11 protein-coding genes are annotated in these 13,299 nt (G+C 66.4%); 7 read left to right on the top strand and 4 right to left on the bottom strand.

Annotation, left to right across the window (positions count from 1 at the left end; translation table 11 throughout):
• Positions 1 to 204 precede the first annotated feature (204 nt).
• A complete protein-coding gene (locus tag ACFQZZ_RS30090) occupies positions 205 to 1,158 on the top strand; it encodes an acyl-ACP desaturase (protein WP_378687462.1) in 954 nt (317 codons plus the stop codon).
• A gap of 60 nt (positions 1,159 to 1,218) precedes the next feature.
• Here the strand turns inward: ACFQZZ_RS30090 and ACFQZZ_RS30095 are convergent, their stop codons facing one another.
• A complete protein-coding gene (locus ACFQZZ_RS30095) occupies positions 1,219 to 2,019 on the bottom strand; it encodes a biotin--[acetyl-CoA-carboxylase] ligase (protein ID WP_378687463.1) in 801 nt (266 codons plus the stop codon).
• Positions 2,020 to 2,100: 81 nt separating this feature from the next.
• Positions 2,101 to 2,289 (bottom strand): hypothetical protein, encoded by a 189-nt coding sequence (locus ACFQZZ_RS30100; protein ID WP_378687465.1) that lies wholly within the window; start codon positions 2,287 to 2,289, stop codon positions 2,101 to 2,103.
• A 215-nt stretch (positions 2,290 to 2,504) separates the two neighbouring features.
• Between ACFQZZ_RS30100 and ACFQZZ_RS30105 the strand changes: the two genes are divergently transcribed.
• The 3 genes from ACFQZZ_RS30105 (at position 2,505) to ACFQZZ_RS30115 (ending at position 5,325) form a co-directional block, all read left to right on the top strand.
• Positions 2,505 to 4,145, top strand: coding sequence for an acyl-CoA carboxylase subunit beta (locus ACFQZZ_RS30105; RefSeq protein ID WP_378687467.1), 1,641 nt, complete (start codon positions 2,505 to 2,507; stop codon positions 4,143 to 4,145).
• 139 nt (positions 4,146 to 4,284) lie between these two features.
• Positions 4,285 to 4,611, top strand: a complete 327-nt coding sequence (locus ACFQZZ_RS30110) for an acyl-CoA carboxylase subunit epsilon (protein WP_378687468.1) — start codon at positions 4,285 to 4,287, stop codon at positions 4,609 to 4,611.
• 78 nt (positions 4,612 to 4,689) lie between these two features.
• A complete protein-coding gene (locus ACFQZZ_RS30115; protein ID WP_378687469.1) occupies positions 4,690 to 5,325 on the top strand; it encodes a Maf family protein in 636 nt (211 codons plus the stop codon).
• Here ACFQZZ_RS30115 and ACFQZZ_RS30120 read toward each other — a convergent pair.
• Positions 5,251 to 6,078 (bottom strand): helix-turn-helix transcriptional regulator, encoded by an 828-nt coding sequence (locus ACFQZZ_RS30120; RefSeq protein WP_378687470.1) that lies wholly within the window; start codon positions 6,076 to 6,078, stop codon positions 5,251 to 5,253. The genes ACFQZZ_RS30115 and ACFQZZ_RS30120 overlap by 75 nt on opposite strands.
• A 166-nt stretch (positions 6,079 to 6,244) precedes the next feature.
• On the opposite strand from ACFQZZ_RS30120, the gene ACFQZZ_RS30125 reads away from it, so the two are divergent.
• From ACFQZZ_RS30125 to ACFQZZ_RS30135, 3 genes are all read left to right on the top strand, one after another.
• On the top strand, positions 6,245 to 7,159 hold the full coding sequence (locus ACFQZZ_RS30125) for a sulfurtransferase (RefSeq protein ID WP_378687471.1): 915 nt from the start codon (positions 6,245 to 6,247) through the stop codon (positions 7,157 to 7,159).
• Positions 7,160 to 7,314: 155 nt separating this feature from the next.
• Entirely contained in the window at positions 7,315 to 9,117 is a 1,803-nt protein-coding gene (locus tag ACFQZZ_RS30130) for an acetyl/propionyl/methylcrotonyl-CoA carboxylase subunit alpha (protein ID WP_378687472.1), read from the top strand.
• Between the two features lie 107 nt (positions 9,118 to 9,224).
• Complete coding sequence (locus ACFQZZ_RS30135; RefSeq protein ID WP_378687474.1) at positions 9,225 to 10,175, top strand: patatin family protein; 951 nt, start codon at positions 9,225 to 9,227, stop codon at positions 10,173 to 10,175.
• 473 nt (positions 10,176 to 10,648) lie between these two features.
• Here ACFQZZ_RS30135 and ACFQZZ_RS30140 read toward each other — a convergent pair whose 3' ends face one another.
• Entirely contained in the window at positions 10,649 to 13,132 is a 2,484-nt protein-coding gene (locus tag ACFQZZ_RS30140) for a protein kinase (protein ID WP_378687476.1), read from the bottom strand.
• Positions 13,133 to 13,299 lie beyond the last annotated feature (167 nt).

Genomic DNA, 13,299 nt, shown 5'->3' on the forward strand with positions numbered 1-13,299 from the left:
AACCCTACCGCGTGAAGATGCAAGAATGCCTGGACGCGGGGGCGCGCCGTGCTGCACAATCGTCACCTCGCGCAGCCGCTTTCGCGCCCGAGATTCTCCCGCTCGCTCTAGTTGTGTGTCCGCTCGACCTAGCTCTGAACGCTCTACCTGCGGAAAAGCCAAGTCCTGCTAGACAAATTGTCGACTACGACCGTGGAGGCGTGAGTGACCAAGGATCTGACTCAGCTGGAAATCCTGACCGAACTCGAACCGGTGGCCGCAGCGAACCTGGACCGACACCTGTCGATGGCGAAGGATTGGCACCCGCACGACTACGTGCCGTGGGACCAGGGCCGCAACTTCGCGGCGATGGGCGGGGTCGACTGGATTCCGGAGCAGTCCACGTTGAACGAGGTCGCCAAGGCCTCGATGATCACCAACCTGCTCACCGAGGACAACCTGCCCTCCTACCACCGCGAGATCTCCGAGAACTTCTCCTCCGACGGCGCATGGGGCACCTGGGTCGGCCGCTGGACCGCCGAGGAGAACCGGCACGGCATCGTCATGCGCGACTACCTGGTCGTCACCCGCGGCGTGGACCCGGTCGCGCTCGAAGAGGCCAGGATGATCCACATGACCAGGGGTGTGCACTCCCCCGAATACTGGGGCGGGTTCCTGGTGAACGTCGCGTATGTGACCTTCCAGGAATTGGCCACCCGGGTCAGCCACCGCAACACCGGCCGAGTCTGCAATGACCCGATCGCCGACCGCATGCTGCAGCGCATCGCCGCCGACGAGAACCTGCACATGATCTTCTACCGCAACCTGTGCGGCGCGGGCCTGGATCTGGTCCCCGATCAGGCCATGGAGGCGATCGCCATGATCCTCACGAATTTCGTCATGCCCGGCTACGGCATGCCGAACTTTCGCCGCAACGGCGTGCTGATGGCCAAGCACGGCATCTACGACCTGCGCCAGCACCTCGAGGAAGTGGTGCAGCCGGTGCTGAAGAAGTGGAACATCTTCGAGCGCAACGACTTCGGTGCGCGCGGTGAGGCGGCCAGGGAGACACTCGGTGTTTTCCTGCAGAAGCTGGCAGGCGATGTGGCCAAGTTCGAGGAGCAGCGCGATCGCATGTTCGCGCGGGAAGCCGCGAGGGGCATCATGCAGCCGTTGTGAGTCGCTGTTGCTGACCCCGGTGCGAGCCGGGGTCAGCAAGCGGTTCAGTCAGTCGAAAGCTCAGACGTCGGCGCGCAAGTGGGTGACGTCACCTGCTGACACCGCCTGATCACCGATGAGCAAACGGCCGGTGGGGTCGATATCGGTGGCGATCCCGGTCAGCGTCTGCCCGCCGGGCAACTCCGCGCGCACCTGCGCACCCAGCGTGGCGCACCGCTCGCGGTAGGCCGCGATCAGATCGGTGGTCGCCCAGTCAGCCTCCCGCCAAGCCGTGAAGCGTCGAGCGAATTCGGTGAGCAGCGACCGCACCAGCAGGGTGCGGTCGGTGTCGGCGGCACCCGCCAGCGTCAGTGAGGTGGCGTGTGGCACCGGCAGTTCCGCCTCGGTGAGGCTCACGTTCAGGCCGATGCCGATCACCACGACGGGCACGCTGCCGCTTGCCACGACCTCGGCCAGGATGCCCGCGACTTTGCTGCCGTCGATCAGTACATCGTTGGGCCACTTGAGAGTTGCCGCCACACCCGCGGCCGAGCGCAGCGCATCGACGACCGCGACCCCGGTGAGCAGCGGCAGCCAGCCGAGAGATGACGGGCCTATGCCGGGCAACCGCACCAGCACTGACATCGAGATCTGCGCCCGTGGCGGGCTCACCCAGGTTCTGGCGTGCCTGCCGCGACCGTGCTCCTGCGCTTCCGCGAGCAGCACACTGCGATCTGCGTCCGACTCCCCGGCCCGCGCGATCAGGTCCGCGTTGGTGGAGCCGGTCGACTCCAGCACATCGATGCGAGAGAAGAACGACAGTTCGGGCGATTCGATAAGACTGCGCCGCAACTGCTCTGCATCCAACGGTGGCCTGTGCACATCGGCAGGCTACTCGGTGCCGATCCACTTACCGCGGCAGGTTGTCGGAGCCGTCGCTACCGCGGTAAGTCGGAGCTTTCGCTAGCCGACGAGGTCGTACTCGCGAATCGGTGCCGCCATGGCGGAATTATCCGCACAGTCGGATTCCCCTTCGCTCGCCTCGGCCCAGAATTCCGGATCGACGACGGTCGGCTGCGGCTGCTCGGTCTGCCAGCTGGTCCAGGCCGCCGCGGCGGCCTGTTCGGCGACTGTTCTACCCCATTCCCACATTGCCTTGCTCCTCCCCTGAGCTGAAATCCGAACGTCTTCAGGCTATCTGGGCACCCCTACGCCGCACCAATGATTTTCTTATGGGGGAACGCGGTAATCGACCAGGAACTTTCTGTCCGATGTCACAACGGAACGTGATCTAGCTGCGGTTTTTACTCGTCGGTAGCCAGTACTCGGTTCGTGCGGAGCACTGGTACTCGTTACACTCCGGAGCCATGACGAGTGTCCAGCAGCAGCCCGCATCGGAATCGGCGGGCGCCCCCGATATCCACACCACCGCTGGGAAGCTGGCTGACCTGCGGAATCGGCTGGAAGAAGCCAAACACCCGATGGGTGAGGCCGCAGTCGACAAGGTGCACGCCAAGGGCAAGATGACTGCCCGCGAGCGCATCCTCGCACTCGTGGACGAGGGCTCCTTCGTGGAGCTCGACGCGCTGGCCCGCCATCGCAGCGTCAACTTCGGCCTGGAGAACAACCGCCCGCTCGGCGACGGCGTCGTCACCGGGTACGGCACCATCGACGGCCGTGACGTCTGCATCTTCAGCCAGGACGTCACCGTGTTCGGCGGCAGCCTCGGCGAGGTCTACGGCGAGAAGATCGTCAAGGTGATGGATCTGGCGCTGAAGACCGGCCGTCCGCTGGTCGGCATCAACGAGGGCGCGGGCGCGCGCATCCAAGAGGGCGTCGTCTCCCTCGGCCTCTACGGCGAGATCTTCCACCGCAACATCCAGGCCTCCGGCGTGATCCCGCAGATCTCGCTGATCATGGGCCCGGCCGCGGGTGGACACGTTTACTCCCCCGCGCTCACCGACTTCGTGGTGATGGTGGACGGCACCAGCCAGATGTTCGTCACCGGCCCGGACGTCATCAAGACGGTCACCGGTGAGGACGTCACCATGGAGGACCTCGGCGGCGCACACACGCACATGACGAAATCGGGTGTGGCGCACTACGTCGCCTCCGGCGAGCAGGACGCCCTCGACTACGTCAAGGATCTGCTGTCCTACCTGCCGAGCAACAACCGCGCCGAGGCACCGCGGATGGCGCCGACCAATCCGATCGATGGCGCCATCGAAGACTCGCTCACCGACGAGGACCGCGAGCTGGACACGATCATCCCGGACTCGCCGAACCAGCCCTACGACATGCACGAGGTCATCCGTCGTCTGCTCGACGACGACGAGTTCCTCGAGGTGCAGACCGAGCGCGCGATGAACATCATCTGCGGTTTCGGACGCGTCGACGGCCGCAGCGTCGGCATCGTGGCCAACCAGCCCACCCAGTTCGCGGGCTGCCTTGACATCGACGCCTCCGAGAAGGCCGCGCGCTTCGTGCGCACCTGCGACGCCTTCAACATCCCGATCATCACCCTGGTGGATGTGCCCGGCTTCCTGCCCGGCACCGGCCAGGAATACAACGGCATCATCCGGCGTGGTGCGAAGCTGCTCTACGCCTACGGCGAGGCCACTGTGGGCAAGATCACGATCATCACTCGCAAGGCCTATGGCGGCGCCTACGACGTCATGGGTTCCAAGCACATGGGCGCCGATGTGAACCTCGCGTGGCCCACCGCCCAGATCGCCGTAATGGGCGCTTCCGGCGCCGTCGGCTTCGTCTACCGCAAGAAGCTGCAAGAGGCCGCGAACAGCGGCGACGACGTCGACGCGCTGCGCCTCGAGCTGCAGAACGAGTACGAGGACACCTTGGTGAACCCCTACATCGCCGCCGAGCGCGGTTACGTGGACGCGGTCATCCCGCCCTCGCACACCCGCGGCCAGATCGTCTCCGCCCTGCGACTGCTGGAGCGCAAGATGGTGACCCTGCCGCCGAAGAAACACGGCAACATCCCGCTGTGATGAAGCGATAAATCTGCATGGGCCGCGCACACTGGATTGCGGAGTAGCAATCAGTTGCTCCCCGGAGCAAGATCACTTCATCGGTTTGACATCGAGTCGGGGAACACGCCCGATCGAGATAGAGAGAGGATCTGGCACTGTGACGACCGTGGCAGAAGAAGATGTGTTGACCGCCGTCGAACTGGAGCTCGCGGTCGACCCGATCGCCGACGAGATCGAGGTGGCCGTGGATCTGGTCGCTCCGACCGCCGATTCGGTCGAGAACCCGTTCATTCGCATCGTCAAGGGCTCGCCGAGCGATGAGGAAGTCGCGGCACTGGTCTGCGTGCTGACAGCGGCGGCCAACAGCGGCACGAATGGTCCGACCGGTCCGGCCGACACCTGGGGCCGACCGACCTTCATGCACCGCGGCACCTCGCCGTTCTCGCCCTACGCCTTCCCTCAGCTGTCGCACCTGCGCGACTGACGTGCGTCAGCGCAACAAGCCGACCATCGAACCGGCCTCTTCGAGGCACGACGGAACCGAGCGCAACGAGGCGCAGTCGTGACCCGTCTGATTCTCGCGTCCGCATCACCAGCCCGCCGCGAGGTGCTGCGCTCGGCGGGGATCGATCCCGTAGTGCGAGTGTCCGATGTGGACGAGGACGCCGTTGCCGCGGCACTGCCGGACAACACGCTGCCGCAGGTCGTTGTGGTCGAACTGGCCAGAGCAAAGGCCCTGTCGGTAGCCGCCGTGATTCCCGAGCTCGCCACAGACTGTGTTGTGGTCGGCTGCGATTCAATGCTGTTGGTCAACGGCGAGCTACAGGGCAAACCGCACACACCCGAGGTCGCGCGGGCCCGTTGGACCGACATGGCCGGGCGGAGCGCGGATCTGATCACCGGGCACTGCGTGTTGCGGATGCGGGACGGAGCGGTGACCGCCGAGGCGGTCGACTGTAGCTCGACCACAGTGCATTTCGCCAAACCCGAACCCGAGGAACTGGACGCCTATATCGCGACCGGTGAGCCACTGCAGGTGGCGGGCGCGTTCACCCTCGACGGGATGGGTGGCTGGTTCGTCGATCGCATCGAAGGCGATCCGTCCAGCGTGATCGGGATCGGCCTACCACTGCTGCGCCGACTGCTTGGCGACGTTGGGGTCGGCGTTGCGCAGTTGTGGGCCCACTCGGCCCGCTGACGGCGGCGCGATCCGCTGCTCGGCTGCGGCGGCTTCGGCCCCGACCGGCACCGCGGTCGGCACCGCGGTCGCATCCCTGCTGTTGTCCGGTTCCCGGCGCATCTCCTGCTCGCGTCGCGCCGCCATCAGTTCCAGTCGGACCACGCAGAGCTCCGGCTCGACGAAAGGGTGCAGCCGGACATTCACCTCTCCGCGGGCGCCACCGCGGTCGAGAACCTCTTTGATGAGGCCGAGATGCACCCCGCACACCACCTCGGAGTGCGTGCGCGCGAGTTCGCGCAGCGGGCAGGCCGTCAATCTGATCAACACCTGCTCGTCGGTCTCGGTGGCCTGGTCTCGTTCCGGCGCGAAGCCGAGCTCCGAGAGCAGTGTCATCGTGAGCTCTTTGGCGTCTTCCAGGGATTCGATCTGCTGGTCGCCGACGTCCAGCTTGGCGCCCCAGGCACGCCCAGCGGCGATGGCCGCCTCCGAGCGACGCCGCGGATCGGGACCGAGCTGATCGGCGAGGACCTGCGCGAGTTCCTGATAGCCGACCGATCGCTGCACTGCGCTGTATCCGATGCGGGGGCGCCCACGGCCACGGGGTGGCTGCTGAAATTGCCGCACCAGGGATTCCTTGGTGAGTACATCCAGATGAAACCGAACTGTGGTGACGTGCTGTCCGGTGATTCTGGCCAGTTCCTGGGCGTCGAGAGGCTCACTGGCGCCACGTAGGATCGCGAGCAGTCGCCGCCGCGGCCAAGAATCGGACATAGCTCACCCCTCCTCCTGGGAGACTTTATCGGATGTGGGTGCGATTTATTCGCCCATTCAGCCGATTTGTGATCTGAAACGAGAGTCACTATCGCCTCACACTTACCATCGCTGTGAGACCCGAACCGCTGTAACCACCGTCTACCACGCGTGAAGGACCCACATCGTGCCCGTCGCCCCGGACCCTCATCCCTCATTCGGTTCCTACGCTCATCCTCACCGACTAGTAACCACAGAGTGGCTGTCGGCAAACATTGGCACGCCTGGACTCAAGATCGTCGAGTCCAATGAGGACATACTGCTCTATGACATCGGACACGTTCCCGGCGCCACCAAGATCGACTGGCGCGGCGACCTGAACGATCCGGTCACGCGTGACTATATCGACGGTGTCCGTTTTACCGAGCTTATGCGCGCCAAAGGAATCGAGCGCGACGACACGGTGGTGATCTACGGAGACCGGGGCAATGCGCAGGCCGCGCACACCCTGTGGCTGTTCACTCTCTTCGGGCACGAGGATGTGCGGCTACTCGACGGCGGTCGCGACGCGTGGATCTCGCAGGAGCGCGACACCACCTTCGACCTGCCGTATCTCACGCGCAGCGAATACCCAACCGTGCGCCGCGACGACAGCACCGCGCGCGCCTTCCGCGAGGACGTGCTCAGCCACCTCGGCAGGCCGCTGATCGACGTGCGCTCGCCGGAGGAATACTCCGGCGAGCTGATCCAGCCGCCGATCAATCCCGAGGACGCCGCGTTGCGCGGTGGACATATCCCGACCGCGGTGAATATCCCGTGGACCGAGACTTTCAATACCGACGGCCGATTCCGTTCCCGCGCCGAACTCGACGAGGTCTACGGCGCGCTCGCCGCACGGGACGATCTTGTCGTTTACAGCCGGGTCGGCGAGCGGTCCAGCCATACCTGGTTCGCGCTGAGCTTCCTGCTCGGATTCGATACGGTGCGCAATTACGATGGCTCGTGGACCGAATGGGGTAACTCGGTGCGGATGCCTATTGCCAAGGGCACTGAACCCGGCGAGGCTCCGGCCGGTACATCCCGAAAGACCCGCAGCAGGTAAGGCATAAACCACACCCGAAGCCCCGGTGTGATCCGCGCCCTACTGTTCGGTAGGGCTATCCGAGTTCGGCGTCTGTTGGCAGACTGCCTACACTCGCCCGAGACGTAAGTTTGTCGACCACGGGGCGACCAAAAAGATTGCACACAGGAGGCTCAGTGCCCAGCCATGCCAGCGCGCGGATAACGAAGGTACTCGTAGCTAACCGAGGCGAGATCGCCGTGCGCGTGATCCGGGCGGCCAAGGATGCCGGCATCGGCAGCGTCGCGGTGTACGCGGAGCCGGACGCCGATGCCCCATTCGTGAAGCTCGCCGATGAAGCGTTCGCCCTCGGCGGCCAGACCTCGGCCGAGTCGTACCTGGTGTTCGACAAGATCCTCGATGCCGCCGCCAGGTCCGGTGCCGACGCCATTCACCCCGGCTACGGATTCCTTTCCGAGAACGCCGACTTCGCCCAGGCCGTCATCGACGCCGGGCTCATCTGGATCGGCCCGTCGCCGCAGTCGATCCGCGACCTCGGTGACAAGGTCACCGCGCGCCACATCGCCGAGAAGGCGAACGCGCCGATGGCCGCGGGCACCAAGGACCCGGTCAAGAACGCCGACGAGATCGTCGAGTTCGCCAAGGAGTACGGCGTGCCTGTGGCGATCAAGGCCGCCTTCGGTGGCGGTGGCCGCGGCATGAAGGTCGCGCACTCCATCGACGAGATCCCCGAACTGTTCGCGTCGGCCACCCGTGAGGCCATCGCCGCTTTCGGTCGCGGCGAGTGCTTCGTCGAGCAGTACCTGGACAAGGCGCGCCACGTCGAGGCGCAGGTCCTCGCCGACCAGCACGGCAACGTGATCGTTGCGGGCACCCGCGACTGCTCGCTGCAGCGTCGCTTCCAGAAGCTGGTCGAGGAGGCTCCTGCTCCGTTCCTCACCGACGACCAGCGCGCGCGAATCCACGCCTCCGCCAAGGCCATCTGCAAGGAGGCCGGCTACTACGGCGCGGGCACCGTGGAGTACTTGGTGCAGGGCGACACCGTCTCGTTCCTCGAGGTCAACACCCGCCTGCAGGTCGAGCACCCGGTCACCGAGGAGACCGCGGGCATCGACCTGGTGCGCCAGCAGTTCCGCATCGCCAATGGCGAAGAGTTGGAGTTCAAGGAAGATCCGGCCCCGCGCGGTCACTCGTTCGAGTTCCGCATCAACGGTGAGGATGCCGGTCGCGGCTTCCTGCCCGCACCCGGCCCGGTCGCGGTGTACAAGGAGCCGACCGGCCCCGGTGTGCGCGTGGACTCCGGCGTCGTCGAGGGCAGCGTGATCGGCGGACAGTTCGACTCGATGCTGGCCAAGCTGATCGTCACCGGCGAGAACCGCACCCAGGCACTGGAGCGGGCCCGGCGCGCGCTGGCCGAGTTCCATGTCGACGGCCTCGCCACGGTTATCCCGTTCCACCGCGCGATCGTCGAAGATCCGGCGTTCATCGGTGACGGCGAGAAGTTCGACGTCTACACCAAGTGGATCGAAACCGAATGGGTCAACAACGTCGAGCCGTTCACTCCGAGTGGCGCCGCCGCCGATGAGGACGAGGAACTGCCGAGGCAGAAGGTTGTCGTCGAGGTCGGTGGGCGTCGCGTCGAGGTGTCGTTGCCCGGTCAGTTCAGCCTCGGTGGCGGTGCCGCCGCCGCGGGCAACGGCACCGGTGTGATCCGCAAGAAGCCCAAGCCGCGCAAGCGTGGCGGCGGCGGTGCCGGTGCGGCCTCCGGTGACGCGGTCACCGCGCCCATGCAGGGCACCGTGGTCAAGGTCGCGGTCGAGGAAGGCCAGTCCGTCGAGGCGGGCGACCTTATCGTGGTGCTCGAGGCCATGAAGATGGAGAACCCGGTCAACGCGCACAAGGCGGGCGTTGTCACCGGCCTTTCGGTCGAGGCGGGCGCCGCCATCACCCAGGGCACGGTCCTCGCAGAGATCAAGTAAACGGCTTCGCACAGCTGAGGCGGTGCACCGTTAACTGCAGATGAGCAACCGCTGGAGCGGGCGCTGGACACCGACGTCCGCGCCCGCTCTGTCGTATGGTGGGTCGGGTGACCAGTTCGCCCGTTGCACCCACTGTCGCGGAGGTCATCCGTGGCCGCCGTGAGTCCGCGAGTCGCACCGACGGACATCGCCTCGCCCTGGTCATCGAGGGCGGCGGTAGCCGTGGCGTCTACTCCAGCGGCATGGTGCAGGCACTGGAGGAACTCGGCCTCGCCTCGATATTCGATGCCGTCTACGGCACCTCGGCGGGCGCGATCAACGGTGCGTGGCTGCTGTGCGGGCGGGCGCTGCCCGGCATGCGGTCCTGGACCGATCCCACGATCATGCGGCGCGCGGTCGATCCGGCCCGGCTGCTGCGCGGACGTCCTGCCTTCGATCTGAACTACCTGGTCCACCAGGTGTACGACGGCGTCGAACCGATGGACTTCCCCGCCATCTTGGCCAACCCAACCACCTTCCATCCCATCGGCACCGACATCCGCACCGGCCTCGCGGTCGACCTGCGCCGTCACATCGTCGACAAGCGCACGCTCATGACCGCGCTACGGGCCTCCGCCGGCCTGCCGATCCTCGCCGGACCGCCGGTCCCGCTCGGCGATTCCTACTACCTCGACGGCGGTCTCGCCGAAACCGTCCCCATCCGCACCGCGGTCCGTGACGGCGCCACCCACGCCCTCGTCCTGCGCACGCGTCGCACCGACGAACAACGCCCACCCGCCTCCCGCCTGCACCAGATCGTCGGCGGCAGCTACCTGCGCGTCCGCGCCCCCGGCGCCTACCGCGCCTGGCTCCAGCGCCCACACCAACAACACGTCGAAGACCGCTTCCTCACCGAGCTGGGCTCCACAGCCCTCCAAATCCACCCCCCACTGGGCTCGCCCGATATAGACAGCGCGGCCCGAGACACCGCCCTCCTCACCCAAGCCCTGGAAATCGGCCGCCGAGCCGTCCACACCAACCTCACCGCCGCCCTCGACATCACCACCGAAACCGCCTGACCTACCGCAAAACACAGCAGCCAGCGGGTCGACGCGCAAGCACGACACCGCGGCCCTACATCGACCATCCGGCTGCGCGACCAGAGCAGGCCCGGGCCGAAATCCGAACCTATCTCCGAGATCAGCACCATTTGCGGTGTCCAGAGCAGGTGCGGATAGCGAGATAGGGTGCGGGCCTGTGACAGTCGGCGGTCACGGCAATGTCATGCAGTTGCTGGTTATCGGTGAAGAGCTGCTGGTCGACGGCATCGATGTGCTCATATGACGCAGCGCGGCGAACTCCAGTCAGGCACAGGGAATCCTCGCCACCCTGTGTCGCATGGCCTGCAGGCCGCGGAATCCGGTCGGTATCGGATCGGTTGACCCATCGTCGGCCAGAGCTGGTGTGAAACCGAGGGATATCTTGCGGCCACCGCGGAAATACCGGGACGTGCACGCCTTGTCCGTGTCGCGCAACCCGATTCGCCGACGCGCTAATTCACCATCACCGTGACGCCTTGGGAGAGTGGGAAGTCGTGCAGTTCCAGGTGGCTCGGGGTGGCGTCGGGGGCGACGTCGAAAACCAGTTGGGTGGTGGCGGATTGGCCGGGGCGGAGTTCGAAAGAGTAGTTGTGCCACTGCTGAGTGGTCTGCCACATGGTGGCGGCGGGGTCGTGGTCGATTCTGCGGCCCTGAGTGTCGACGAGGCGCTGGCCGAACGGGAGAAACCACTTCGACTGGTCGGAAATGTTGTTCACCGTGACGGTGATGATCTCGAATGAGCCGCGGGCGGATTGGAATCCGACACGGGAGACACCAGAATCGGCACTGGTCACGACGAATTCGAACTTCCCGTCGCGCACCGGGGACTGCGCGGGCGCGGGGGCGGCCTGATCGGGGTCCGGCGGGGGCGCGGGATGTTCTTCGGCCGACGCGGTCGGCGGGGGAGCACTCGAACCACCGCCCGGGTCGCCCACTCGACTACCGGAGGCCAGCAGGGCGACGCACCCCGCCGCGAACACGAAGGGGGTCAGGAACACCACGACGAGTGCGCCGATCACCTTGGTGAACACGCCGCCCGACCGCCTGCGTGGACGGCGACGCGGCAGTGCAGGCGCCGGCGGAGCGATCCACGGGCGCCCCCGCGATACCGACCACCGAATCGGCGCCACCGACGCACTACGCGGCCGCTTCGAACTCCGCTGATACACAGACCGTTTCGCAGGCACGGACGGCGGCGGGAACGCCGCACCAGGGCGCCGCACCGGCGCATGCGGCGCGTACCGTGAATTCTGCTGCGGGACAGCGCCTCTGACCGGCGCAGGCGGCAGCTGCGGCGCAAGGCGGGTCACCACCAACGTCGGTGTCGGCCCCGGCTCCGGCATCACCTTCGTCGGCGTGGGGTGCTTCGGTGCCACAGAAGCCGGTGACTGCCCACCAGCCACCAACGCCTGGGACTCCGACGCCGACGTACTCGACGCAACAGGCTTCGCCGACGCTGGCGGTGACGATTCGCCAGCCGCCACCAACGCCGATGCCAGCCCAGACTCCGGCATCACCTTCGTCGGCGTGGGGTGCTTCGGTGCCACAGAAGCCGGTGACTGCCCACCAGCCACCAACGCCTGGGACTCCGACGCCGACGTACTCGACGCAACAGACTTCGCCGACGCTGGCGATGACGATTCGCCAGCCGCCACAGTCGGTCCCGGCTCCGGCGTCACTTTCGTCGGCAAGGGGTGCTTCGGCGCCACCGATGACGGTGACTGCCCTATGGCCACCAGAGCTGGTGATGGCTCTACCGTCGAGTCGCTCGACGCAACGGTTTTCCCAGACGGTGGTGGCGATGACTTCGGCACCGGTTGACCGGTCGCCAACGTCGGCTCTGGCTCCGGCAGCAATCTTGTCCGAGGGTCCGGCGTGGCCGGTGCTGCCGAGCTGTTCGGCGCGACGGGTTCCGCAGACGGGGATGGCGATGGTGCCGGTTGCCCGGTGGCCACCAACGTCGGTGTCGGACCCGACTCCGACAGCAACTTCGTACGAGGCTTCGGCGACGGTGGCGTCGACGGTGTTGCCGAGTGTGGCGGCCTTCTTCCCGGCTGCGGCGACGATTGCGGCGGCACCGGCGGAACTGCCGACCGATTGTGCACGGGCGGGTTCGAGGGTCGCTCCAGGCCGACGGCTGCGCGTGCGGCGTCGGCGAAGTCGCGGGCGCTCGGGTAGCGCCGGGCCTGGTCTTTGGCCATGCCGCAGGCGATGACCGCGTCCAATGCCGTTGGTACCGCCGGATTCACCGAGGCAGCGCAGGGTGGCGAGGCCATCAGGTGGTCGTGCATCTGCCGAGGTGGGTCGGTGTCGCCGTAGGGGCGACGGCCGGTCAAGCATTCGTACAGCACGCAGGCCAGCGAGTAGATGTCGGAGCGTGCGTCGACGGTCCCGTTGAACCGTTCCGGCGCCATGTACGGCCAGCTGCCGATCGCCATACCGGTTGCGGTGACGGCGGTCTGGCCGATGCCTTTGGCGATGCCGAAGTCGATCAGATACGCGTGCCCGCCACTATCGATCAGGATGTTGGACGGTTTGACGTCGCGATGGATCAGCCCCGCCCGATGCGCGGCATCCAGACCCGAGGCCACCTGAGTCACGAAGTCGACGGCCGCGACCGGGGTCAGGGTGCGCACCCGACCCAGCATTTCGGCCAGATCGATACCGTCGATGTAGTCCATCGCGATGAACAGCCGACCGCCCTGCTCACCGAAGCCATGAATGCGCACAATATGCGGATTCCGCAGAGTCGAACCGAGCCTGGCCTCACGCTCGAACCGCCGCCGGTACTCCCCATCGGCAGCCAGGTTCTCCGACAGCACCTTCAGCGCGACCATGTGCCCGCCACCGGTGTCGCGGGCGAGCCACACCTCCCCCATCCCGCCCCGCCCGAGCAAACGGTCGAGCCGGTACTTCCCGAACTGTTCCTCCCCCATCGCTGACCTCCCGGTAACCGCGCCGCTGCGGGTGGGGCGGCAACCCGGCGACCCCGAATTGCCCGAACCTGCTCCGACCCTATCCCCGCCACCCACCTCCGAACAGTGTGATGTCCCCTACGTAGTACTACCTCGCCACCGGAGACCCGGTCGCCGCCGAACCGCTC

Origin of the sequence: Nocardia sp. GCM10030253 (assembly GCF_042675075.1) — a bacterium.
Lineage (GTDB): Bacteria > Actinomycetota > Actinomycetes > Mycobacteriales > Mycobacteriaceae > Nocardia.